Annotated in this window: 20 protein-coding genes; 8 read left to right on the forward strand and 12 right to left on the reverse strand. The window is 55.9% G+C overall.

Going from position 1 to position 24,721, the window contains the following annotated elements; genetic code table 11:
• Positions 1–4: 4 nt before the first annotated feature.
• From V6N04_RS00285 to V6N04_RS00300, 4 genes are all read right to left on the reverse strand, one after another.
• On the reverse strand, positions 5–439 hold the full coding sequence (locus V6N04_RS00285) for a universal stress protein (RefSeq protein WP_371168110.1): 435 nt from the start codon (positions 437–439) through the stop codon (positions 5–7).
• On the reverse strand, positions 436–3,048 hold the full coding sequence (locus V6N04_RS00290) for a TRAP transporter permease (RefSeq protein ID WP_371168111.1): 2,613 nt from the start codon (positions 3,046–3,048) through the stop codon (positions 436–438). The genes V6N04_RS00285 and V6N04_RS00290 overlap by 4 nt, the downstream gene beginning before the upstream one ends.
• Positions 3,049–3,191: 143 nt before the next feature.
• Complete coding sequence (locus tag V6N04_RS00295; RefSeq protein WP_371168112.1) at positions 3,192–4,160, reverse strand: TAXI family TRAP transporter solute-binding subunit; 969 nt, start codon at positions 4,158–4,160, stop codon at positions 3,192–3,194.
• 31 nt (positions 4,161–4,191) lie between these two features.
• Entirely contained in the window at positions 4,192–5,025 is an 834-nt protein-coding gene (locus tag V6N04_RS00300) for a MurR/RpiR family transcriptional regulator (protein WP_371168113.1), read from the reverse strand.
• Between the two features lie 129 nt (positions 5,026–5,154).
• On the opposite strand from V6N04_RS00300, the gene V6N04_RS00305 reads away from it, so the two are divergent.
• The 4 genes from V6N04_RS00305 (at position 5,155) to V6N04_RS00320 (ending at position 11,918) form a co-directional block, all read left to right on the forward strand.
• Complete coding sequence (locus tag V6N04_RS00305; protein WP_371168114.1) at positions 5,155–6,474, forward strand: aspartate aminotransferase family protein; 1,320 nt, start codon at positions 5,155–5,157, stop codon at positions 6,472–6,474.
• On the forward strand, positions 6,471–7,244 hold the full coding sequence (locus V6N04_RS00310) for a 3-keto-5-aminohexanoate cleavage protein (protein WP_371168115.1): 774 nt from the start codon (positions 6,471–6,473) through the stop codon (positions 7,242–7,244). The genes V6N04_RS00305 and V6N04_RS00310 overlap by 4 nt, the downstream gene beginning before the upstream one ends.
• Positions 7,245–7,659: 415 nt before the next feature.
• Entirely contained in the window at positions 7,660–8,802 is a 1,143-nt protein-coding gene (locus V6N04_RS00315) for an efflux RND transporter periplasmic adaptor subunit (RefSeq protein ID WP_371168116.1), read from the forward strand.
• The gene (locus tag V6N04_RS00320) at positions 8,799–11,918 is read left to right on the forward strand and encodes an efflux RND transporter permease subunit (RefSeq protein WP_371168117.1); all 3,120 of its coding nucleotides are present in this window, start codon (positions 8,799–8,801) and stop codon (positions 11,916–11,918) included. Before V6N04_RS00315 ends, V6N04_RS00320 begins: the two co-directional genes overlap by 4 nt.
• Position 11,919: 1 nt before the next feature.
• On the opposite strand, the gene V6N04_RS00325 is transcribed toward V6N04_RS00320, so the two are convergent.
• From V6N04_RS00325 to V6N04_RS00335, 3 genes are read right to left on the reverse strand one after another with little or no spacing between them, the layout of a single operon-like run.
• Positions 11,920–12,696, reverse strand: coding sequence for a LamB/YcsF family protein (locus tag V6N04_RS00325; protein WP_371168118.1), 777 nt, complete (start codon positions 12,694–12,696; stop codon positions 11,920–11,922).
• A gap of 9 nt (positions 12,697–12,705) precedes the next feature.
• Complete coding sequence (locus V6N04_RS00330; RefSeq protein WP_371168119.1) at positions 12,706–13,716, reverse strand: 5-oxoprolinase subunit C family protein; 1,011 nt, start codon at positions 13,714–13,716, stop codon at positions 12,706–12,708.
• Positions 13,713–14,468, reverse strand: a complete 756-nt coding sequence (locus V6N04_RS00335) for a 5-oxoprolinase subunit B family protein (RefSeq protein ID WP_371168120.1) — start codon at positions 14,466–14,468, stop codon at positions 13,713–13,715. Before V6N04_RS00335 ends, V6N04_RS00330 begins: the two co-directional genes overlap by 4 nt.
• A 309-nt stretch (positions 14,469–14,777) precedes the next feature.
• Here V6N04_RS00335 and V6N04_RS00340 point away from each other — a divergent pair, with 309 nt between their 5' ends.
• From V6N04_RS00340 to V6N04_RS00350, 3 genes are read left to right on the forward strand one after another with little or no spacing between them, the layout of a single operon-like run.
• Positions 14,778–16,988 (forward strand): hypothetical protein, encoded by a 2,211-nt coding sequence (locus V6N04_RS00340; RefSeq protein WP_371168121.1) that lies wholly within the window; start codon positions 14,778–14,780, stop codon positions 16,986–16,988.
• A gap of 19 nt (positions 16,989–17,007) precedes the next feature.
• On the forward strand, positions 17,008–18,957 hold the full coding sequence (locus V6N04_RS00345) for a caspase family protein (protein ID WP_371168122.1): 1,950 nt from the start codon (positions 17,008–17,010) through the stop codon (positions 18,955–18,957).
• A 39-nt stretch (positions 18,958–18,996) separates the two neighbouring features.
• On the forward strand, positions 18,997–20,049 hold the full coding sequence (locus V6N04_RS00350; RefSeq protein ID WP_371168123.1) for a hypothetical protein: 1,053 nt from the start codon (positions 18,997–18,999) through the stop codon (positions 20,047–20,049).
• A gap of 5 nt (positions 20,050–20,054) precedes the next feature.
• Here V6N04_RS00350 and V6N04_RS00355 read toward each other — a convergent pair whose 3' ends face one another.
• A complete protein-coding gene (locus V6N04_RS00355) occupies positions 20,055–20,315 on the reverse strand; it encodes a DUF2312 domain-containing protein (protein WP_371168124.1) in 261 nt (86 codons plus the stop codon).
• A 150-nt stretch (positions 20,316–20,465) separates the two neighbouring features.
• On the opposite strand from V6N04_RS00355, the gene V6N04_RS00360 reads away from it, so the two are divergent.
• Complete coding sequence (locus V6N04_RS00360) at positions 20,466–20,681, forward strand: hypothetical protein (protein ID WP_371168125.1); 216 nt, start codon at positions 20,466–20,468, stop codon at positions 20,679–20,681.
• Here V6N04_RS00360 and V6N04_RS00365 read toward each other — a convergent pair.
• From V6N04_RS00365 to V6N04_RS00380, 4 genes are all read right to left on the reverse strand, one after another.
• Positions 20,674–22,770: a 3-hydroxyacyl-CoA dehydrogenase NAD-binding domain-containing protein gene (locus V6N04_RS00365; RefSeq protein ID WP_371168126.1), complete on the reverse strand. Its 2,097-nt coding sequence runs from the start codon at positions 22,768–22,770 to the stop codon at positions 20,674–20,676. The two genes, V6N04_RS00360 and V6N04_RS00365, sit on opposite strands and share 8 nt — an antisense overlap.
• A gap of 213 nt (positions 22,771–22,983) precedes the next feature.
• Positions 22,984–23,196, reverse strand: a complete 213-nt coding sequence (locus tag V6N04_RS00370; protein WP_371168127.1) for a hypothetical protein — start codon at positions 23,194–23,196, stop codon at positions 22,984–22,986.
• 66 nt (positions 23,197–23,262) lie between these two features.
• Entirely contained in the window at positions 23,263–23,589 is a 327-nt protein-coding gene (locus V6N04_RS00375) for a TraR/DksA family transcriptional regulator (RefSeq protein WP_371168128.1), read from the reverse strand.
• 92 nt (positions 23,590–23,681) lie between these two features.
• Positions 23,682–24,698 carry a FliM/FliN family flagellar motor switch protein gene (locus tag V6N04_RS00380; protein WP_371168129.1) on the reverse strand — a complete coding sequence of 339 codons (1,017 nt, stop codon included), beginning with the start codon at positions 24,696–24,698 and terminating at the stop codon, positions 23,682–23,684.
• Positions 24,699–24,721: the final 23 nt, after the last annotated feature.

The following is a 24,721-nucleotide window of genomic DNA, read 5'->3' on the forward strand; positions in this document are numbered from 1 at the left end:
TTAACTAGTGGCGCACCACGTAGACTGAGCACTCAGAATGGCGCACGACGCGCGCTGCATTGGGGCCAAGCAGATAGTCCTTCAGGTCAGGGCGGTGCGCCCCGATCACAATCAGGTCAGATTTGCCCAGTTTGGCTGCACGCAGCACCTCTTCATAGACAGTACCCATCGCAACGATGTGACGGATACCCGCGTCGCGATCCGCACCCAGTGTATCGCGCGTAAGCTCTTTCAAAAGCTCACTTGCTTTGGTCTTTGCGCTATCCACCTGATGGTCCTGAAAATAGGCGCCCACCACCGACATGCCGAAATCCGGCACGACAGTGATGACGTCTAGCTGAGCGCCGTCTGCCTTGGCCAAATTGGCCGCCGTCATCAGCACTTCTTTCTCTTCACCAGCACGGTTGATGTCCAACGCGCAGAGGATTGTCTTACTCATGCCATTTCTCCTTGCATTGTTTCATCTTCGGCGCGACGCGATTGCAGGAAGGCCACAAGGGCCAGCAGCAGAAGCGCCGGGATAAAGATCAGCTCTTTGGGCAGTTGGTTCGACGGGGCTTGGACCGAAGCGATCTGCACCGGTTCGTCGCCGTAGAAGTCGAAGGATGCCAGCTTCTCAGACAGGAACGATCCGAACATTGGTTCGTCCAGTTTGATCGTGTCACCCTCAGGAACCGCTATGATGCCCAACTTGTCCATCCGCGCCTGAAGACCTTCTTCGTCTGGCACATCAAGAACCACCGTCAGGTCCTTTAGATCCAACGTATCGAAATCAGGCCCTGTGATAATTGCACGAAGCTGTGCTCCAGGCTCGGCATCTGCCAGTGCGGTCTCGAACTGAGCCGGAGGGATTTCGGTAAAGGGTGGCTGGATCTGGTTCATAAAGAAGCCCGGACGGAACAGCGCAAAGGCCACCAGCAGCAACGCTACTGTTTCCCAGATGCGCGATTTGGTCAGAAAGAACCCCATCGTACCCGCCGTGAAGACCAAAATTCCGATCGTCGCGATGATAAAGACGACAATCCCCTGCATCCACGTCACATCAATCAACAGAAGATCGGTGTTGAAGATGAACACGAAAGGCAGCGCCACAGTGCGAAGGCTATAGAAGAACGCGGTGAAACCGGTGCGAATGGCATCACCACCCGACACAGCCGCTGCCGCGAAGCTCGCAAGCCCCACAGGGGGCGTCACATCCGCCATGATCCCAAAGTAGAACACAAAGAGGTGCACGGCGATCAGTGGCACAACCAAGCCGGACTGTGCGCCCAGCTCGACCACGACCGAGACCATCAGGGATGACACAACGATATAGTTCGCCGTTGTCGGCAAGCCCATGCCAAGGATCAGGGACAAGATCGCCACGAAGATCAGCATCAGGATCAGGTTACCGCCAGACAGGAACTCAACGAAGTCTGCCATCACCTGACCAATACCGGTCAAGGACACTGTTCCCACGATGATACCAGCCGTCGCGGTTGCAAGGCCGATACCGATCATGTTGCGCGAACCGTCAATCATACCTTCGACCAGGTCCATAAACCCTTCACGCAGACGCCCCATCGGATTACCTTCGCCACGGAACATCGCCTTAAGCGATTTCTGTGTCAGAAGAATACCGAACAGCAGGAACGTCGCCCAGAAGGCCGACAGGCCTGGTGATTTACGCTCGATCATCAGGAAGTAAACCAGAACGATGATAGGCAGGAGGTAATAAAGACCTGATTTGTAGATCTTCGCAACATCCGGCAGCTCAACAACCTCGGCGTTGGGATCATCTGGCTCCAGATCGGGAACTTTTGCCGCGACATAAACCAATGCGATGTAAATCGCGAACAGCAGCAACGACAAGACCCAACCAGACCCCGACGGGAACAGCGATGTGATCCAACCAACAGGGTATTGTGTAGCGTAACACAACAGCGCAAATCCCGCGAAGAACGCGAACATTCCGCCAATGGTCTTGCCCATCGATACCACCTTGTTGCCGATGGTCGGCATCTTGGTTTTCACCGCTTCCAGATGCACGATATACACCAACGCAATGTACGAAATGATCGCAGGCAGGAACGCGTGCGTAATTACCTCGACATACGAGATCCCGACATACTCGACCATCAGGAAGGCGGCAGCCCCCATCACTGGCGGCATGATCTGGCCATTAACCGAAGAGGCAACTTCGACCGCGCCCGCCTTCTCGGCCGAGAAGCCTACGCGTTTCATAAGAGGAATGGTGAACGTACCGGTGGTCACCACGTTGGCAATTGACGAACCCGAAATCAGGCCGGTTGCAGCGGACCCAACAACAGCGGCCTTCGCAGGGCCACCACGTAGGTGCCCAAGCGCGCCGAACGCCATCTTGATGAAGTAGTTCCCAGCCCCTGCCCGGTCGAGCAATGCGCCGAACAAAACAAATAGGAAGACAAATTTGGTCGAAACTCCTAGCGCGATACCGAAGACGCCTTCGGATGTTGTCCACATATGGCTCATCGCTTTGCGAAGTGACGCGCCGGCCCAACGGATTTGATCGGGTACAAGTTCAGAGGAACCCCAGAACACATAGGCCATAAACAGCATTGCCAGCCCGACCATGACAGGTCCAAGCGTCCGGTAAGCCGCCACGAACAGGAAGCCAATCCCTGCTAATGCGAAATATGAGTCTGTGGTATCAGCAAGGCCGCCGTTGGCGACGATCTTGTTGTAGAAGAAATAGCCGTACATCGCCAGAAAGGCGCCGCCCAGACCAAGCGCCCAGTCATACCACGGGATGTAATCCCGAGGGCTGGACTTGAACAGAGGATAGGCCATTGCAGACAAGAAGATAGCAAACGCCAAATGGATTTGGCGCGAGTTGTTGATGAGATCACCGGGCAATACATAAGGCGACACCGGCGAGGCCAATAGCACCTGAAAAATTGCCCAAAATAGCGCAACGCCGGCGATCATCAAGCCAACCGGTCCATGCGGACTTCGGGCGCCTGTATCGCTGGCGGCGACCAGTTCTTGTAATTCTTCTTCGCTAAGTGCGCGTTCTTCTTTTGTGGACATAATGTCCCTCCCTTTGCCGCCCGTTATTCTAAACGGGGCAGCCCACACTGGTTCCATTCTCGTTCACATGTCCGATCTTGATGCCGGATCACAAAGGCCTGGGGGCAGCGCACCGCCCCCAGGCAACTCACAAACTGATCGGATTAGTCGATCAGGCCTTTTTCTTTGTAGTACTTCTCAGCACCGGGGTGCAGCGGAGCGGACAGACCGGCCGATGCCATCTCTTTTGGATCAAGATTAGCGAAGGCAGGGTGCAGACCTTTGAAGTCTTCAAAGTTCTCGAATACCGACGAAACGATTGCGTAGACCGCATCTTCCGATACTGCGTCTGACGACACGAATGTCGCGCCTACACCGAATGTTTTCGTGTCTTCATCGTTGCCACGATACATGCCACCGGGGATGGTCGCGGTCCGATAGAACGAATTGTCTTCAACCAACTTGTTCACGATGTCGCCCGACACTTCCACCAGAACCGAGTCACACGCGGTGGTCGCCTCTTGGATCGAACCCGATGGGTGACCAACGGTGTAAACCATTGCATCGATCTGGTTGTCGCACAGAGCAGCCGACTGTTCAGATGCTTTCAGCTCGGTTGCCAATGCAAAATCTGCTGTCGTCCAGCCCATAGCTTCCAGAAGAACTTCCATGGTGCCGCGCTGTCCGGAACCGGGGTTGCCGATATTTACACGCTTACCTTTGAGGTCTTCGAAGGTCTTGATGCCGCTATCGGCACGCGCAACCACTGTGAAGGGCTCCGGGTGGACCGAGAACACAGCGCGCAGGCCTTCAAACGGGCCTGCATCTTCAAACTTCGACGTACCGTTATACGCGTGGTACTGCCAGTCAGACTGAGCCACACCGAACTCCAACTCGCCTTCGCGAATTGTGTTGATGTTATAGACAGACCCACCGGTCGATTCGACCGAGCAACGAACGCCGTGGTCCTTGCGGCCTTTGTTCACCAGACGGCAAATTGCGCCACCTGTTGGATAGTAAACGCCAGTCACACCACCTGTACCGATGGTAATGAACTCCTCGGCCATCGCGGCCGGGGCCAGAACCGCCGACGCGGCGATCCCGACAAATGCGAGTTTAAACCTATTCAACATCACTATACTCCCTTGTGTTGATGTTCTGAATTCATTCGGACCACACTTCGGCCATCTGCCGATTATGTCGTTCGACTTCTGCTATGCGCTCTTGTGCGGCTGCACCAGAGCGACCGACAACCATGCCGATGATCGTCTCGATCAAAAACAGGGTCGTCACGTAGGATGAATAAAAATTGGCGCTGTCTGCTGGAACGACGAAACTGATCGAAGCGAATTCCAGCGCCGGGCAGGCATGGGTATCGGTGATGATGATCACAACGACGCCCAGCTCATGGGCCAGCTTGGCTGCTTTAATCACATTGGACGCAAACGGCGGTTTGGTCACAATGAAAAGCACATCACGGCTGTCCATACCTGAGAGCGAACCACCGAGAGATGCCCCCATCCGATTCGCCAAGTGCCAGTTATCTGAGCAAAAGTTGGCCATATAAGACATATATTCGACGATACCAGTCGACCCTAACGCACCAAGTAACAAAACCTTCCTTGCATTGACCAACAGATCGACGCTGTGTTCAAGGTCTTTTTCATCCAGAGACGAAACAGTCCGGCTTAAATTGCCCTGACTGATTGCGAAATGGGTATCAATAAATCGGTTGGTGCCGTCGTCATGTTGCTTCTGCAGCTCTTCGGCGCGCGCGGCAAAATTATTGACCCGTTGATCAATCTTTGCCCGCATTTCTTCACGGAGTTCTTCAAAGTCTTCATAGGACAAGGCCTTGGCAAGTCTGGAAAAAGCCGCCGGAGAGACGCCACTTATACGCGATACGGTCCGAAGCGGACGCGTCACAGCATCAAGCGGATTGGCCACAAGGAAATCGGCGGCGGCGCGCAAAGCGTCGCTTAGATCTGTGTACGCCACAGCCAGCCTCTGTTCGAAGCTCTTCTCCAAATTGCCCCCCAGTTTAGAAAGATCAGTGTTCCCTTTGTTTCATGCGTTGTCAATCTTGGTATTTTTTGTTTCAATAGCATCGAAATTTCGAGGGCTCGCATGTCACACGTATTCCCAAGACACACCAAGAACACACCACCCGTTGCGACACGAGGTGATGGTATCTACCTAATTGATAGTAAGGGTAAAAAATACCTGGACGGGTCAGGGGGTGCAGCTGTGTCCTGCCTTGGACACTCCGATAAGGATGTGACCGAAGCCATCAAGAATCAGGTCGATCAACTGGCGTTTGCGCACACTGGCTTCTTGTCTTCAGGCCCTGCAGAATCACTTGCAGATAGGTTGATCACCCATGCCCCCGACGGAATCGAGCGGGTTTATTTCGTCTCCGGCGGGTCAGAAGCGGTCGAAAGCGCATTGAAGCTTGCACGCCAGTATATGATCGAAATCGGCGAACCAACACGCACCAAATTCATCTCTCGCCGTCAAAGTTATCACGGCAACACGCTGGGGGCGCTGGGGACTGGCGGCAATGAATGGCGCCGCGAACCGTTCGCCCCGGTGATGGTGTCTGCCTCTCACATTTCACCCTGCTATGAATACCGCCTGAAGCATGATGACGAGACACCAAAAGAATACGGCCTGCGTGCGGCCAATGAGCTTGAGGCGGAACTGCTGCGCCAGGGCCCGGAAAATGTTATCGGCTTCATCGCTGAACCAGTGGTGGGGGCGACGGCCGGGGCCGTGCCAGCCGTGCCCGGATATTTCAAGCGCATCCGCGAGATTTGCGACCAGTACGGAATTCTGCTGATCTTGGACGAGGTCATGTGCGGTATGGGTCGAACCGGCACCCTGTTTGCCTGCGAACATGACGGTATTGCGCCAGACATGATCACCATCGCCAAGGGATTGGGCGCGGGATACCAACCCATCGGCGCGATGCTGTGTTCCGGCAAAATCTACGCCGCAATCGAGAATGGCAGCGGTTTCTTCCAACATGGCCATACCTATATCGGCCACCCTGTGGCCTGCGCCGCGGCCGATGCAGTGGTCCGAAAACTGACCGACGGTGGCATGGCCGCCCGGTCCGCCGAAATGGGTGACAGGCTGATGAAAGCACTGACCGCCGGGTTTGGCCAGCACCCGCATATCGGTGACATCCGGGGACGCGGTATGTTCCGGGGTCTTGAAATTGTCGAAGATCGCGAGACCAAAGCGCCCTTCGACCCGGCCAAAGGCATCGCTGCTCAGGTGAAGAAGCAAGCCTTCGCCAATGGTCTGATTTGTTATCCGATGGGGGGTACGATTGACGGGCGGCAAGGCGACCACGTTTTGCTGGCCCCGCCTTTTATCATCAACGATGATCAGATTGACGAGCTCGTTGGAAAGCTGGCCAAGACATTTGACGAGGTTCTATGACGCCACTTCCCAAGATGATGGTGGCCCCGAACGGGGCGCGTTTGACGAAAGCCGACCACCCTGCCCTGCCTATCACACTGCCCGAAATCGTGACGTGCACAAGGGCGTGTCGCGACGCTGGTGCCGATGGGCTGCATCTGCATTTGCGTGACACGGATCAATCGCACCTGCTTGATGTGGGCGCGTACCGCGAAGCACTTGCGGAGTTTTCGGTAAAGCTGCCAGGCTTCCCTGTTCAAATCACGACAGAGGCAGTCGGCCAATACGATCCCGCTGCCCAGCGCGAGGTTGCATTGGAATCCGGTGCCTCTTTGGTCTCTGCGTCCGTGCGTGAATTGTGTCGTGATCCGATCGACGCAACGCGCGCGTTTTACGAGGAATGCGCGGCAAGGGGCATCGCGATCCAACACATCCTTTATGACGCCTCAGATGGTGAACTTCTGGCTGAGGTCCTACCAAAAGACGTGCTACAATCACCCGATCTGCAGCTCATCTATGTGCTTGGCCGATACACGGCTGGCCAGGTCTCAGACCGACATGATCTGGACGCGTTTCTGAATTGGGCAACGCGTCACGAGATTTCGCCTGACTGGGCCATATGTGCCTTTGGTCAAAATGAAACTGCATCGCTGGTCTATGCCGCCCAAAAGGGTGGCAAGTGTCGCGTCGGCTTTGAAAACTCTCGCCTACACGCGGATGGGCGGGTCGCGTCAGACAATTCCGAACGGGTTCGTGAGGTGATAAAGGCGGTTCAAGCTCCAACAGAATGAGCAACTGCGGTCGCTCCTAGCCCCAATAGCCAAGACGCGCTGGTCGCATCGCGCAGCCTTAAACCTGTATAGTTTGTGAAGTATATTGTGCGAGATCCCTAAGTCGCCACGGCATCTACCGTCGTGATGTGGACCGAAGATAAAAACGCGTGCAGACCACCGCCAGAATGGTTGTGTGTTCTTGTGACAGGTATGAAACCACGAAACGTCACAATGGCGATGTAGTGTGAAATAGCTAAAGGTACGAAAAACCCACCCCATGGAAATCCGCCGCCAATGTTCATATTTCTTGCGGAAATTGATTTGTTTTGCGCTTTTGTGTGTTCGCGTCTGGAAAACCCATCAATGTGAACCTAATTAACACGTTCATACAGATGCGACCAAACCGCACGAGAATAATTTTGAAGGACAGCCGATGCCACGTGACGAATTGCCGGACTTGAATGGCAAGTTGAATTTTGAAAGCGAACAAGGCGCGGGCCGGTCCAAGTGGCTCGCGGTATTATTTTCTGTTCTCCTTGTCGGGTGGATGGGCAGCGGCTTCATCCTACCATCAAAAACCGACGATGCAGAAGCTGAGGACACGGCCCCGCGTGCCGTCGCCGTGGCTGTCATGACGTCAAATGCCCAGAGCGTGGACCTGATCATGACCGCCGAGGGTCAGTCTATCCCAGACCGCTCTACCGAGATAACAGCAGAGGCCTCGGGCGAGGTGTTGTCGGTGCTCGTGGCCCGCGGCGATATCGTCTCTGCCGCGCAAGAACTTGGTCGACTGGACGCCGAAACATTCGAGGCGCAGCTTCTGCAGGCAAAAACACAGCTAGATCAGGCGTCACAAGATCTGGAAAAAGCAACGACTTTGCAGCGAAATGGCGTCGCCACCGAAGATCGCGTACTGCAAGCCCGATCTGTCAAAGCAACCGCTGAAGCCGCTGTCACAGCAGCACAAGAGCAGTTGGACAATACAATTATCCGCGCGCCTTTTGCAGGCCGTCTGAACGACTTCACGCTTGATGAGGGCGAATATGTGAACAGTGGTGACGTTGTTGCAGAACTGCTGGACAACAACCCGCTTACCGTCGTGGTGCAAGTGCCTCAGCAGGCCCTGTCGCGGCTGAAAAAGGGGCAGACCGCGCAAGTCGCGTTCATCACCGGTGAAGAACGCACCGGGACAATCGCGTTCATAGGTGCCAATGCCAACAGTCAAACCCGCACATTCCGTGTTGAAATCACCGTCGAAAACCCGGACAGCGATATGCCCGCGGGCCTAAGCGCGCGGATCGCGATCCCCACCGGCACAGCCCGCGGTCACTTCATTTCGCCCGCAATCCTATCGCTTGGGCAAGATGGAGAGCTTGGGATCAAAACGGTAAAAGAGGGTGACACCGCAGCGTTTCTACCGGTTTCGATCGTGCGCGCCCAACCAGACGGCGTTTGGGTCACAGGGTTGCCAGACACCGCCGAGATTATCACGGTTGGTCAGGGCTTTGTGAACGCAGGGGACAAGGTTGATCCACGACCAGAAGCAACCTCTGCTGGCGCGGAGGCCAACCAATGAACGCGTTAATCTCGGCAGCGTTTAACCGCAGCAAGGTCGTTCAGCTCTTGCTTGTCTTTCTGTTGGTGATTGGCGCGTTTGCCTATTACGCGATTCCGAAAGAAAGCAATCCCGAGATCCCGATCCCGATCGTCTATGTCTCGACAGGATTGGATGGAATTTCACCCGAGGACGCCGAGGATGTACTTGTCGGCCCGATGGAGACCGAGTTCGCCTCGCTGACCGGTTTGAAGACGATGACGTCGACGGCAAGCGAAGGTCATGCGAGCGTTCAGCTGGAGTTTGAGCCCGGTTTCGATTCTGATGCCGCGCTCGACAAGGTGCGCGAAGCTGCCGACAAGGCGGAAAGCAACCTGCCACAGGATGCCCGCGTAACTGTGACCGAGATCAACACAGCGCTTTTTCCGATCCTGAACGTCATCCTGTCGGGGCCAGTCCCGGAGCGAACACTAAATGACCTTGCAGACGATCTGAAGGACGACATCGAGGCCTTAGCGGGCGTGTTGGAAGTCGATATCGGCGGCAAACGCGAGCAGCTTCTCGAAGTGCTCATCGACCCCACCGTGTTTGAAACCTATAACATCACATTTGACGAGCTTATCGGCTCGATCACACGAAACAACCAGTTGATCGCAGCAGGTGCCATCGAAAGCGAAGCCGGTCGCTTGGTATTGAAAGTTCCCGGCCTGATCGAGAACCTTTCGGACGTGATGGAGCTTCCCGTTCTGGTCCGCGGTCAAACCGTGGTGACATTTGCTGACGTGGCAACAATCCGGCGAACATTCAAAGACCCCACGGGATTTGCCCGCATCAACGGACAACCCGCGCTGGCGTTAGAAATCAAAAAACGGGTCGGTGCCAACATCATCGAAACCGTTGCCGAAGTACGCGGCGTGATCGAGGCCGCTCAGACAGACTGGCCTGACAGCGTGCACATCGCCTATACGCTAGACGAAAGCGAGCAGGTGAAATCCATGCTGTCGGACCTCGAGGCCAATGTGATTGCGGCCATCATCCTTGTGATGATCGTGGTCGTTTATGCGCTGGGGCTACGGTCATCTCTCTTGGTGGGCCTGGCCATTCCCGGCGCGTTCCTGACAGGTGTCGCGGGCCTGTATTTCATGGGCTACACGATGAACATCGTGGTCCTGTTCTCGTTGATCCTTGTGGTTGGCATGCTGGTCGATGGCGCGATTGTCACGGTAGAATTGGCCGATCGATATCTGCATGAAGGTAAAAGCTCGAAAGAAGCCTATGCCGAAGCCGCCAAACGGATGGCGTGGCCAATCATCGCGTCGACCGCAACAACCTTGTGCGTGTTTTTCCCACTGTTGTTTTGGACGGGCACGGTTGGCGAGTTCATGAAGTTCCTGCCGATCACCGTGATTTTCACTCTGGCAGCGTCCCTATTTATGGCGTTGATTTTTATTCCCGTTATGGGCGGCCTGATCGGTAGGAAACAACGCCAAAGCGCAAAGTCCAAGGCACAGCACTATGCGGCTGAACGCGGCGACCCAAGGTCTATGACTGGTTTTATGGGGGGCTACATTCGCCTGCTGAACTGGTCTATTCAGCGGCCCGGTACGACGCTCAGTTTTGCCGTGATTGCGCTTGTAACTTCATTTGTCGCCTATAGCTCGCTGGGCAATGGATTGACGTTCTTTCCCGAAGTCGAACCGGAATACGCGCAGGTCGAAGTGCGTGCCAAGGACAACTTCTCGGTCTATGAACAGGATGCGCTTGTTCGTCTGGTCGAACAGAAACTGGAAGACTACCCCGAGATCGTCAGCATCTATGCGCGCTCCGGTGGCGGCCGTGATGGCAGTGATGTTATCGGATCGCTGCAATTGGAGCTGGCCGAGTGGGATACGCGTCGTCCCGTGACGCAAATATCTGAAGACATCCGCGCCGATGTATCGACCATTCCGGGGATCGATGTTCAGGTCCAGACGGATTCTGGCGGACCAGGAGGCGGCAAGCCTGTTAACCTTGAGGTTCTGTCCAAAAACCCAACCGACCAAAGCGCTGCGGTTACGCGATTGCTCGCCGCAATGGATCGTCTCGGTGGGTTCACCGACGTTGTCGAAACACGCCCATCACCGGGCGTAGAATGGCAGATTTCCATCGACCGTTCCGAAGCGGCGCGCAGCGGGGCAGACATCGCGTTGCTTGGGCAGGCAGTGCAGCTTTTGACGCAAGGGATTACAGTAGCCGACTACCGCCCCGATGACACCGATGGAGAGGTCGACATCGTGGTCCGCTTCCCGGCTGTCGACCGCACGCTGGCCGAGCTTGAGAACCTACGCGTTCCCACTAGTGCCGGTCTGGTTCCGATCTCGAATTTCGTGTCATTTGTCCCTGCCCCGCGCAGCGGCGTTATCACCCGTATTGATCAGGCCCGCGTGGTCTCGATTTCTGCTGATGTCGCCCCCGGTGTGCTGGTAAATGACCAAATCCTAGCGCTTCAGGAAGACCTTAGAACTTTGGAGCTTCCCCCAAGCGTTGAGGTCAAGTTCGGTGGCGAAGCAGAAGAGCAGGCCGATGCGATGACCTTCTTGATCGGTGCATTCATCTCGGCGATTGGGCTTATGTTCCTGATCCTTCTGACCCAGTTCAACAGTTTCTGGCAGGCCTTCGTCGTCATGTCGGCAATCGTGTTTTCTATCGCCGGCGTTTTGTTGGGGCTGATGATCACTGGACGCCCGTTTGGCGTGGTCATGGGCGGCATTGGGGTGATCGCGCTGGCTGGGATCGTCGTGAACAACAACATCGTTCTGATTGACACCTACAACCTGCTCAAGGCCAACGGCGCCTCGCCTTTGGAAGCGGCACTCCGCACCGGAGCGCAACGTCTGCGACCGGTCGTTTTGACGTCGGTGACGACGGCGCTGGGGCTGATGCCAATGGTGATCGGATTGAACCTGAACTTCTTTACGCGAGAGATCGTCTATGGCGCGCCGTCGACCCAATGGTGGACCGAACTGTCTGCTGCGATTGCCGGAGGGCTTGTCTTTGCCACAGTACTGACGCTTGTGGTTACACCATCAATGCTGGTGCTGGGCGAAAAGCGCGCAAAGCGTAACTTGCCCACAAAGCTGGCTGTGCCTGCAGAATAAGTTATTGGACTGGGCGGCCCTTCAGGGTTGCCAGTCCAATGCCGCTTTCCAACAGCGCGCGTTTCACTTCAGCGGCAAGCGTCACTGCGGTTGGCGTATCGCCGTGCAGACAGATCGTATCGATCCGCGTGGGAATTTTTACGCCGTTTTCAGTGATGATTGCACCTGCTTTTACCATGTCAACGACACGCTGTCCGGCATGGATCGGATCGTGAATCACCGCACCGGGCAGGCTACGATCTACCAGTGTCGCGTCGTCATTATATGCCCGGTCTGCAAAAATCTCGCATGCGGTTGCGCACCCTAGTTCACGCGCGGCCTTATGCTGGGCAGTTCCTGCCAGCACCATGATCGTGATCGTCGGATCGACATCCAGCGCCGCAGTGTAGCACGCATGTGCCATGTCGAAATCCTCGGCCGCCATATTGGCCAAGGCTCCATGTAGCTTCAAATGGCGCACCCGACCCCCAGCCGAGCTGGCCATCGCTTGTGCCGCACCCAACTGATACCGAACCAGATTTTGCAACGACGCTTTCGGTAGCTCCATTCGCCGACGTCCAAACCCATATAGGTCGGGGAACCCCGGATGGGCTCCAATACCTACGCTGTTCGCGACTGCCTGCTGCATGGTAGCGGCCATGACATCCCAATCCCCCGCATGTAGCCCACAGGCGATGTTGGCCGACGTCACGATGTCCAAAAGTGCTGCATCGTCGCCCATCGTCCACGCTCCAAACCCCTCGCCCATGTCTGCGTTCAGATCAATTGAATGTGCCATTTGCGGCCCTCACTCTTCATCACCAGCGACGACGCCGCTGATCAGTTGATAGGATAACAGATCGGCAATCCCACGTGGGTCGCGGATCATCGGTTGGACCTTGCGGCCAAGCCCAGTGCGCGCGGCCGTGTCTGCACGTTGCAGTGCAACCGCCTGTTCAAGGCTAACCCATTCAAACCGCAGCGCAGCACCCGCAGGGGTTTGCGCAAGTTTCGGCATGTCACAAGGTACCACGGTGCCGATCCGTGGATAACCTCCTGTCGTCTGACATTCGGTCATCAATACAAACGGCGTGCCGTCCCCAGCAATCTGGATATCGCCCGGCAGCGTCACATCAGACACCACTGATCGACCGCTGTCGCTGTGAAACCCTTTGGCGGGTCCATCAAGTTGGATGCCCATCCGGTTGGCACGAGCACCACGTGTGAATTCAGTATTCGCAAACCGCTCACGCTCGGACGGGGAAAACAATGCGGATTGATAGCTCTCAACGATCCGCACGCTCCCGCCAGAAAACCGATCTGGCGGATCAATCATCTGTCCGGTAAGCCCGCCGCCATCCGTCCCAAGCACAAGCGTATCACCAGCATTCAACGCCCGCCCGATGCCCGCGGCAAAGTGCGCCGAGCGTGCGTTAAGTTGCAGCGGCGTATCAAAACCCGCGCCTATTGTCAGATACCCATAATTCCCGGCCGTCACTGCACCGATTGACAGCCGAGCCCCCGCTTGCATGGAATGGCTGGCATTCCAACGCAGAACGTCGCCGTCTAGTTTTGCGCTCATCGGGGCGCCGGTCAGCGCAATCCTAATATCGCAGCCTACCGAAAAATCGCCGCCCATACCTGCCATCTCTATGGCCATCATGGTCTGCGACCCGCCCAGCAACGCAGCGCCTTCGACCAATGCCAGCCCATCTGCGGCGCCCCCTTTGGACAACCCTTGATCAAGCCAGCCTTGGCGACCCTGATCCTGAATGGACAGGCCCGGACCTGCGGTTAGTATCTTTAGAACACCGCTCACAAGACCACCTCGGACGTAGCACCACCAAAGGCGTCCGACCGCATATTGGCAAGTTCCGACTGGTCTGTTTGCACGAATGCGACCTCGTCACCCGGGCGCAGAATGAACGGATCGCGCGCATCTGGTTGAAACAACCGAATTGCTGTTTGCCCCACATGCATCCACCCCGTTGGGGTCGAGATCGGGAACAGCACCAACTGCCGGATTGCCACCGCCAATGCCCCCTCTGGTATCCGCTTAGTAAGCTCTGACTGTCGAGGAATATCCCAGACCTCAGGCAACTGTCCAAGATATGGCAAGCCGGGCGCGAACCCGATGGTTTGAACCCGGACCCGCGCGTTAGTTAGAGAGGCCACGGCATCGGACTCGCTTAGCCCTGCAACCGCAGCCGCGTCCGCCAATTGCGAAGCCAAATCCGTGCCGAACACCGTTGGGATACGCCAGAGTCGCCGGCCTTCGGGCAAAGGAGCCCGATACCAATCGCGCGAAGTTACCATTTCCTCAAGACGTGCCTGAAGCGCAGCGTGCTCCAGATGCAGCGGATCAAATCTTACAAATGCCGACACCAGCGACGACGCTGTTTCTTCAACCCCGTCCCACCCGGCTTTCTCAATTGCGGCACGAAACGCCAAGGCGGCGCGGTTTGCCGGCTCTGACAGCTCCGGTGCAAAACTGACCAGCATCCCATCAACGCCAGCGGTACGGATGGTGGGAAATTTAGTGCCAACCGAGTTTAAGTCTGAATGCGTCACAACTGTCCTGACTAGAGGTTTCCGTCCGCTGAAGACTACTCTTCCCCCAACATAAAACGCTATGAGAAATTGCCAGACAGGATTGCGCAGAAGTGCCGAAACGGTTTGGCAGGCTTCAGTATTTCGTTCCACGGCACTTGAATTTCCACACCAGATAGAATCCCTGGAAAACCCTTCAAGAGCTTATTTTATTGACCAATACTGGCGCCTTTTTGCGTTCAGACCGATGTTCTGATACCATGCCCGGATATTATTCTCGATTTAGTAGATTTTTTGACGACTTTAATTTTCTGATTGGCGATTGTTTCGATGGCCCTGATATCGCGTTCTTTGATCAAGAATACCGGCGTACGCGCCGACTGGGTGGACCTGCGTGATCAAACCTATGTGCCGAACCTGTCGGTGCTGCGCGATACGGTTACGCTTAACCCTAAGCTGCTGACGGCAGACCCCAATACCGGGTTGCACATACCCGTCTTCGGAGCCCGAAACCAGAACGGCAGCGGGCGTTGTGTCGGGTTTGCATTGGCCAACCTCATCGACATTCAGCGGCATCTGCAAAAGTTGCGCACAGCAGAGGATGTCATTGACCCTGTTGCCCTGCAACAGGATGTGGTCAGCGCCGACATGCTCTATCGTATGGCCTCGTTTCATGATCGCTATCCCGAGTTGGAGAACGGAGAGGTGCTGACCGAAGAGGGGATTTTGACCCTTCGGTCAGCGATCAAGGGCTTTTATCATCATGGTGCCTGTCGCGACTGGCCTTTTGACACGCCAGCTACGGATGCGGATCGGTGGCAAAGCGATTGTTATCTGAAAACCGGCCCCGACGCTGGGCGCAAATTTACGACTGTAAGCCAAGCCAAGAAGGCGCGTGAAATTGGTTTGGGCGCATATTTCAGGCTGGCATCTGTGCTGAACCATTTCCACGCTGCACTAAACGACGCAGAAGCCGTGCTGACCACTGCAAACGTGCATGATGGTTGGCGCTTTGCGACCCCGGACCAGGGTGGCAGGATCGGTTGGCCACCGGCGCATGGGATTACCGGCACGCATGCATTCGTGCTCACTGGGTATGACGAGAACGGATTTCACGTCTTGAACTCATGGGGCCCGGAATGGGGCGGCTACAAAGGCCAGGCCGGGATCGCATTATGGAGCTATGCCGACTGGGCGCAAAATGTGGTCGATGCCTGGGTGCTTCGCCTTGGTGTTTTTGCGCCGGCCGCGTTTGGCGCCTCGGTGGGTGAAAAGGGTACGAAAGGCGTAACAGGACCTATTAAATCCGGCTCCACCCCATGTTTCGAGCTGATCGGGCACTACATGCATTTGGACGACGGCTATCACGTCGCCAACGGGTCCTATCCTTCCTTCAAAAACGGATGGTGTCGAACGCGAAAATACCTGACCGAGCGTCTGAACCCTAAGGTCAAACCCGCAAACGACAAGAATGAATATCGCGGCGTTCTGGTCTGGATCCCGGGCAGTCTGGAAGGCATCAAACCAGCCTTTACCGCGGCCGTTGGTCGTAAAACACCGATCAAAGATTTGGGGCTTTACCCTTACACACTATTTTGGTGCAACAGCTTTGTCGAAAAGTCGCTGGAAGTCCTACAAAGCTTGTTCGACAGTTGCGAAACGCAGGCAGGCAAGGACGCCGCCCACTTGGATGAGCTGATCGAGAACCGGGTGCGAGGCGTGGGGCGCGCGTTCTGGCGCGACATAGAGCTCAGCGCGCGGCGGGCATTGCGCGGAACCGAGGAATTGCCCTACGAGGATTTCGAGGCCGAGGACGCCGACCGCATCAAAAAAGGCTTTGTCGGTGGGTTTCTATCGGACCTCGTGAAGCTCAAACAGGACAGCGGGTGCGAGTTACACATCGTCGCAGAAGGCGCAGGCGCGCTGGTTTTGCACGAGATGCTGTCGATCCTTGAAAGCGACCAGCAAATCGGGAACCCGGACATGCGTATTTTCGGGGGGCTCACCCCGAAAGACTGCCTTGACACGGTGCATCTGATCCACCCCGCGATTGGCCTGCCGCGTGCGCGTAAGCTGCTCTTGCCGCTGATCACGGCGATGAACGGTCCAAGCGGGTCGGAGCGTAAGCGCAAAAGCGCGTCACGCAAACCGGTTGTTCAGGAGTATCTGAAGCACAAGAAACCGCCGCGTGCGCGGATTTATGTTCCCACATCCGAACTGGAGGATCGGGTGCATTTCGGTGCGTATGGCAAATCGATCCTTCACCTGGTTTCGCGCGCGTTCGAGGATCGCTACCCCCTGCCCCGAAACGCGGATGACACCGAGGCCCCCTACCTGCTCCGACCACGCCCATTTCTTGGCATGGCAAATCTGTGCAAGGACCCGCATATGCTGGCCCGGGGCGCTTACTATCGACTGAATCGAATTGCAGCGCAAAAGCACGATCTGGACAGGATCCCGCAATCCGCGCTGAACCGCGACCCCACCATCACCGACAGTATTTTTGAATGTATCAGGGAGTTTCAGAAACCGGGACATTGATCGCATGAAGGAGACCACCATGGCTAAGATCACAGTCGAAGAGTTGATGTCAAAGATGGCAAATCTGGATACCGAAGAGGCCGAGTTTGCTGGTTATTTCATTTTGGATGAAGACGCGTCCGGCGCGTTCGAACCAAGGTTCAAATTGAACCCTGAGACCGTGCAGATACCACGTGGCGCTGATGCAGAGCAGCGCTCGGCGGCGCTGATGAACTCTGCCAACTGGTTTGCGCGGATGAACCGCAAATCCAAGTTCCAAAAGAAAATTGCCGAAGGCTATGACGGGCCAATCATTGTGTCCGAGGGCGACAGCTGGTTTCAGTACCCAATCCGCCTGAAAGATACGATCGATCACTTGATGGACCGATACGCCATCTACTCGCTCGGTGCCGCGGGGGACCTTTTGAAACGCATGGCGGACAAGCAAGAATACCTGTCGGCATTACAGGAAACCGGGGCCAATATCCTACTGTTATCCGGCGGGGGGAATGATCTTGTAGCGGGTGGTGCGTTGGCCACACATCTAGAAGCCTTCGATCCCGACTTGACGGCCGCCGAATACCTGCGTCCATCGTTCCAAGCACTTTTGGACGACGCGCTCAAACACTATGGGCGTATGTTCAAGCAGGTCAGGCGGCGCTTCCCTCATGTCACCATTTTATGCCACGGCTACGACTATCCGGTCCCCAACAAGGACCGCTGGCTGGGCAAGCCAATGGAGAAGCGGGGGATAAAGAACAAGGCGCTGCAAAAAGCGATCGCGGCCGAAATGATGGATCAGTTCAACCAACGTCTGCGCCGATTGTCTCGGTCACAACCGCATGTAACCTATATCGATTGTCGGGGCGTCGTTGGCGACAGCCGATGGTTTGATGGATTGCATCCAACGAATGCAGGATACGGCGACGTCGCAACCAGATTTCACCAAGAAATCAGGAAAGTGAACCGTCTCCGCCAGGGGCCTCCCTTGGTCATTGACGGCCCGTTCGGTTCCGCCGAGCGCATCACCCGCGCGCTCGGTGCGCCCACGGTCATCGCCGGTGGCAACGCTAAGGGACTATCACTTCATGTTGGTGTGAATACGGTTGACCCTGCGCATTATGACGGGTGGGACGGCAAGCTTGCCGCCTGCGAAGCCGACGCACACGCCATGCAGGCGCTTGCAGAGGCCGAAGGGTTTGTCCCGAAAACCCTACTGACCAAGGACGCCTCACGGCAGAACGTTATCGACGAAATCGAGCGTGCAGCGCAATCGCTCGTACCCGGCGATATGTTTCTGTTCACCGTCTCGGCCCACGGTGGTCGCGTGCCAGATTTCAATCAGGACGAAGACCATGACGATGACAGCCAGCGCATGGACGAAACCCTCTGCCTTTATGACTTTCAGATCGCTGATGACGAACTTTACATGCTCTGGGCATCATTTCGGGAAGGTGTGCGCATCCTCACCGTGCCCGACACCTGCCACTCTGGTTCGATGGTGCGCATGGGTCCGGGAAATCCGACCGAGCTTTTCGGTCGCCCGGTGGCGCCTGTCGCCTCGGTCAGAGCCATGCCACTTAATGTCGAAAGCCGCGTTTGGCGGGCAAACGAAGGCGCCTACCGGGCTGCTTCGAATTCCTACAGCGCACTGAAGGAAAGCGTGATGACCGCACCTTTGACCAGCCCAATCCAAGCCTCTGTCCTGAATCTGGGCGCGTGCAAAGACACCCAGTTTGCCATGGACGGTGACAAAAACGGTGCCTTTACAGGTGCTTTGTTAAAGGTTTGGGACTCCGGAAGGTTCAGCGGTGGTTACCTCGATTTCAGGCACGCGATTGACGCCGAGATCAATAGCGAAGACCAAACACCTCAGTTGTTTGACGCCCTGATCCGAGAACCTGACTTTTCAAGCGATCGGCCGTTTACCATCAAACCAGTGGCACGTGTGGGATCAATGTTTACAGCAAGATCAGCTGGGACAAGCTGACTTGTCAGATCAAGCCGAGGGCACAGAAAGGACAGTTGTATGACCGCCACTACGTCACCGGGCAAGCTTCAAATCGCGCCGAAATATCTATTTCTGCTTTTGCTGCCAGTCGTCGTGCTGACCGCGTCAGAGTACATTTTAGGTACGTTCGGTGACACATCTATTGTGGTGCCGAACGTGACGCGAACTGCATTGTCGCCCTTGGCAGAGCTAAGTGCACGTTACAAGTTTTTGTCGGCCCTGTTCTTCTTCATCGCGGTCGCAATCTCCATGACAGCAATCTTTGTTTTCGAGTTGTTCGCCAATCACACACGCCGGTCCATACTCTACACGCTCATCGGCATTTTCGTGGTTATTCTGGTGTCCCTTAGCTTCTCCACAATCGAACCGGAGTGGATGCCAAGCGGGTTTGAAAGCCACGCACTTCTTGGCGACAACTTGTTCCACCAGGCTTTAGAACCCGGACAACTTCCGGGTTGCGCTGCCGACGGGGCACTGGTGACGATGTGTGACAACAAAGGCGCCTATTTTGCGCTGAAGTACCTGCTGGACCACGCCAATATCTTCTCGTCCCTCGCGGCCGCAGCAGTGATTGCTGGTATGGTCCTATCGCTGTCAAACCGGGCCAACGAGGAGGCCACAGGTCATGCACTGTTGGTGTCACAAGCACAGAGCCTTGAAGCGGCTCAGAGTACTGTTCAGCGTTACCTCTACTGTTCCGGCATCTTGTTGACCACCGGAATGGTGCTTGTCTTGTCATGGATGAAATGGCCCAGTGACATGATCGCAGACGAGGCAACGCGCATCGCTCATGACGACATGCTGACATCGCTATCCATGTTTCGGGGCGTGACTTATACGGTGCTGATCTTGTCGTTCTATCTGCCCGTGAGCCTACTTCTAAAAACCCGGATCGACGCGTTTAAAGCAAAAGCAGCAAGCGCTGGCGAACCGGAGCTTGCTGCAAAACTTGCAGGCTTCGACATAAATCGGATCGCTAGTCTGGACGCGGTGAAAACGATACTCGCCATCGCATCACCGATTCTGACCAGCGCCATTGGATCTTTCGTAGAGCTGTCGCTGTTCGAATAGGCGCGTCAGCTCATGCCCAGCGCTTCTTTGTACATCTCAAGCACCGCTTCTTCTTCGGCGATGTCGTCCTTGTCACGTTTACGCAACGCAATCACCTTGCGCATGACCTTTGTGTCATAACCGCGCCCCTTGGCTTCGGCCATCACCTCTTTTTGCTGGTCTGCAATGTCTTTCTTTTCCATTTCCAAACGCTCTAGGCGCTCGACAAATTGGCGCAACTCGTTCGCGGTGACACGGTAGCTGCTGTCGGCTTGGTTTTCTTCCATGATTTCCTCTTTATCGGGTTGCCTTTGACTAAAGCGTTCACCCGACCGCTTCAAGGCCTTGGGGTCGCGCAATATCGCAATCCGCTGGATCCCGGGGTTGCACTGTGCCAGCAACCGCGATACCCGAACGCATCTGAAATGGAGGACGCCATGGAATGGCTCATCATCATCGGCGCGGTAATGTCGCTGGTTGGCCTGATCGGGCTGGTCGCAAGCGCACTTAAAGTCATGAAGGCCAAGCGCGAAGATCTTGACGATGCCGAATTGCGTGCCCGAGTACAAAAGGCAATGACGCTAAACATGGGCGCATTGGCCCTGTCTGTGATCGGCCTGATGTGCGTTATACTGGGCGTGTCGCTTAGTTAGCGTCGTTCAGGTCGCTGAAATGGCGCCCGTTTTTGATCAAATCGTCAAATAGCACCGAAGGCTGCCAAAACGCAGGGGCTTCGTCTTGATAGGACAACAATCCGTTCCGAACTGACAACAATCCGCGTTGATCTGCCGCCATCATCGGGCCACCCCGAAACCGCGGAAATCCATAGCCGTAAAGCAGCACAACATCGACATCCGATGGACGCAGGGCGACGCCCTCCTCGACCAGTTTCGCACCTTCGTTTGCCATTGCATTCAGGCAACGCATCTGGATCTCGTCTTCGGTGAACGAACGCGGGGTGATCCCTTTCTTGCGGCGCTCATCTTCAATTATCGAAAGCGCATCTTCGTTTTCGACCGGACCCAGCCCGTGTCCATGCACATAATAGCCGCGCCCTGTTTTCTGTCCGAACCAACCTTTTTCGCACAGGCGGTCCCCAATCGCGACATAGCGCGCATTTGGGTCGCGGTCGGGCGCAAGACGTTTGCGCCGCGCCCAAGAAATCTCCAACCCAGCCATGTCGAGAACTTGATAGGGGCCAATCGGAAAGCCATAGGCGCGCATGGCTGCGTCGATCTGCGCCGGGCTTGCGCCATCCTCAAGCATAAAGTCCGCAGCGGTGCGATAGGCCGTCAGCACCCGATTTCCGATAAATCCGTCGGCGACGCCTGCTCGCACAGGTACCTTGCGCAACCGCTTTGCAAGTGAGAACCCGGTCGCAACGACATCGCGGTGCGTCTTTTCGCCAACGACCACCTCAAGCAATTTCATGATATGGGCCGGCGAGAAGAAGTGATACCCAACCACATCCTCGGGCCGAGAGATGGTGGCGGCCAGTTCATCAATATTCAGGTAAGACGTATTCGTGGCCAACACCGCACCACGGCGCATCACACCATCGAGCTGGGCGAACACTTCCTTCTTGACCGTTTCATCCTCAAACACAGCCTCGATCACCAGGTCAGCCGACGAAAGCTGCGACATATCCGTTGTCTTAGTAAGTCGGGAACGACACTCGTCAGCAGTCGCAGAGTCAATCCGCCCTTTGGCGACAGATTTCTCGTAGTTCTCGTCAATCCGGTCGCCTCCACGCATCAAGGCGTCTGCGTCCCGTTCAACAAGGGTGACCTGAAACCCGGCATCAAGGCAGGATATCGCAATTCCCGTACCCATAACCCCGGCGCCGACCACACCAATCGAAGCTATGTCTCGAACAGCCGCGCCGTCGAGCTCTGGCACCTTGGCGGCCCGGCGTTCGGCAAAGAAAGCATGACGCAACGCCGTTGCCTCGGCACCGGTTTCACAATCGTCAAAACACTGGCGTTCCAGCGCGACCCCAGCGTCAAAGGGCAGCAACAATGCGGCCTCGACGCAATCAACGATACATCTGACGGAGGGCACAAAATTGCCGGCCACACGGGCGCGCCATGATTTCACTGCGTCCGAATATGCGACTGGGTCGGCAAGACCTTCGGTGCGATCACGTGTTGGGCGTATCTCGCTGTGATGCGCAATCATGTTCTTCGCCGAAGCCATGGCGGCGCGCTCCAAGTTCTTCAAAATCACCTTGTCGATCAACCCGGCTTGTGCCCCTTCCTCAACCGTAATCGACTTTCCGGTGATCATAAGATTAAGCGCTGCGTTTGCCCCTATGATGCGCGGTACACGCTGCGTGCCGCCCCCGCCGGGCAGGACGCCAAGGTTAACTTCGGGCAGCCCCAGAGACGACCCTTGCAAAGCAATGCGATAGTGGCAGGCCAGCGCAAGCTCAAAGCCTCCGCCCAACGCATGGCCGTGGATCGCTGCGAGGACAGGCTTCTTGCATGCCTCGATCCGAGTGCAGACGTCGGACAGAATAGGTGCCTCGCGCGGGCGACCAAATTCACGCACATCCGCGCCCGCAGGGAAGGTCTTGCCTTCAGCCAGAAGCACGATGACTTTCACGTCATCATCTTCATCAGCCCGGACAAAAGCTTCCATTAGTCCCTGACGGACAGGTTGGCTCAGCGCATTGACCGGCGGATTGGTGATCTTGATAACTGCGACGTGATCTACGACATCGTACTGAACCTGACTTGCCATCTGCGCCTCCTAGCAACATTCCAAGCTTACGTGCGCTTGAACGCAAACCCAAAACGCATCAATGATCTGTCACTAGTCGCCAGATCATCCCCCATCTTGTCAATGGTCAGCTTTCGAAAAGCCTCATAAAACCGACCATTTGGTCAGCTTTAGTGATAGGGTGGCCACATCCGCCACCCCGTTTCCAGCATTGTCAGCCGGTGGCACATAACCTTAGATCGGCATGTTATCAAACAGATCCTCTGCATCATCTTCTTCCAACCCGGCTTCGAATGCCCGCAGGTCGGCAGGCACTGGTTGCCCAGTTTTCTCGAGCTCCGAGATCATTCCACGCAGCTGTTCCTGCAGCACATGAACGTCTTCCGGGTGCTTAGCTATCTCGTCCAGGATCATGCCAATTGATGCCTTCAATTCCTCAAAAGCCATTGTATCCTCCCGATTTCTCTAAGGTTGAGCACAAGCGGTACATTAGATCATGTACGCCCTCTGTGTTCAGCCGTGTTTTGCAGCGCAAGTTTGGCAAAACGGAGTAAACGGCACGACATCAAGACGTGCGGTCAGAATTTCAGAACCACAAGTGACGCAGTACCCGAACTCGCCCTCATCCATTCGGGCAAGCGCTGCATTGATCTTGATAATCTCATCTTGCCCCGAACTGCCCAACCCTTCAAGGACTTCATCCTCTTCGCGCTCAACTGCAAGCTCCTCCCAGTCCTTGGACTGATGGCTATCGAGTTCGGCCTCGATGCTGTGTAGCCTTGTGTCTAGCTCTTCCAGCCGTGCGTTCAGCACGCGGCGATACTTGTTTACGTCAACCATAGAACGCCTCCTTCTACCGTTGAGTTTAGCTCCCACACACCTGAATGCATTGATACAAATCAAGCAGTATTTGGTTCTATGGACGGGGGTATTCAGGCTGGTTCATCAAGAACTTGATCTGCCGCGGGCAGCGCATCGGTGACCGGGTTTGGTGGCACATCTGCAGAAAGGGAAGGTGGCATCATTTGCACCAAAGGCCCTTCAGCATCCTCATCGTCCGCTATTGGCAATGCTGCCTGATGCTGCCCAATTCGCAGCGCGCGATTGCCCTGTGCGCGACCCAATCTGCAACGCGCAACAGTCCTACCAGACAAATCCACCAACGACACTGCGCCCAGCGCAGCGCGCGGAAGTGTTACAATCATACCCTCTTCAAGCCCCGTGACGTCGGCCAGCGACATGCGGGTCTGATGCAAAACAGCGTGCAATTCCGTCGCAGAGGTCAAGACCACCTCGGGCGCAGATTGCCCTGTCGCAGCTATTGCTTTTTCTTGTGTGTCATGGGCCGGTTCGGTGTCAAACGGTAGCAACATAGTGAAACCACCCGATCGCGATCCGTCACCCAGTTTGAAACTCGTTTGGAAGCACCGGTATGGAATATCGTCCAACGCCATGTGAGCAGCGCGCAAATCGTCAAGTCGAACCGCGAAACGATACCCTGAGATTGCTGAAACCTCGGGCAGGCCGGCTTCAGCCAAAGCCCCCTCCAGACATTCAAGCACCCGATCAATAAAGTCTGCGCACATGGTGGCGTCAGTTTTGGTGGCCGAACGCTCGACCGCGACCGCATCCAGCAACCGCCCGATAGTTTGGATTTCTATGAGGGCCGCCACCAGCTCGTGATCCACCGCTATCAGGCCAAATCGGCTTTCTGGCCCTTCAACCAACGCTAAGAGCCCACGTTCAGGCAACAATTCCCGCAGGGCGCCGCGCACGCAACGCTGTTGGGTGATCGTCTCAGCAGCCAATACAAGTCCACCGATGTCCTCGCCCGCGCGCACGACGCTGTTGCCCAAGGCCGACGTCGCGGTGACCGGTGCGATTTCGGGGGCCGGTACGCGAAGGCCCGCCTTTTGCCGCATGGCGCTGATCTTTTCCGTATCAGCCATATGAACACCAATCTGGACGCATA

Source organism: Aliiroseovarius conchicola, from assembly GCF_041403445.1.
GTDB lineage: Bacteria > Pseudomonadota > Alphaproteobacteria > Rhodobacterales > Rhodobacteraceae > Aliiroseovarius > Aliiroseovarius conchicola.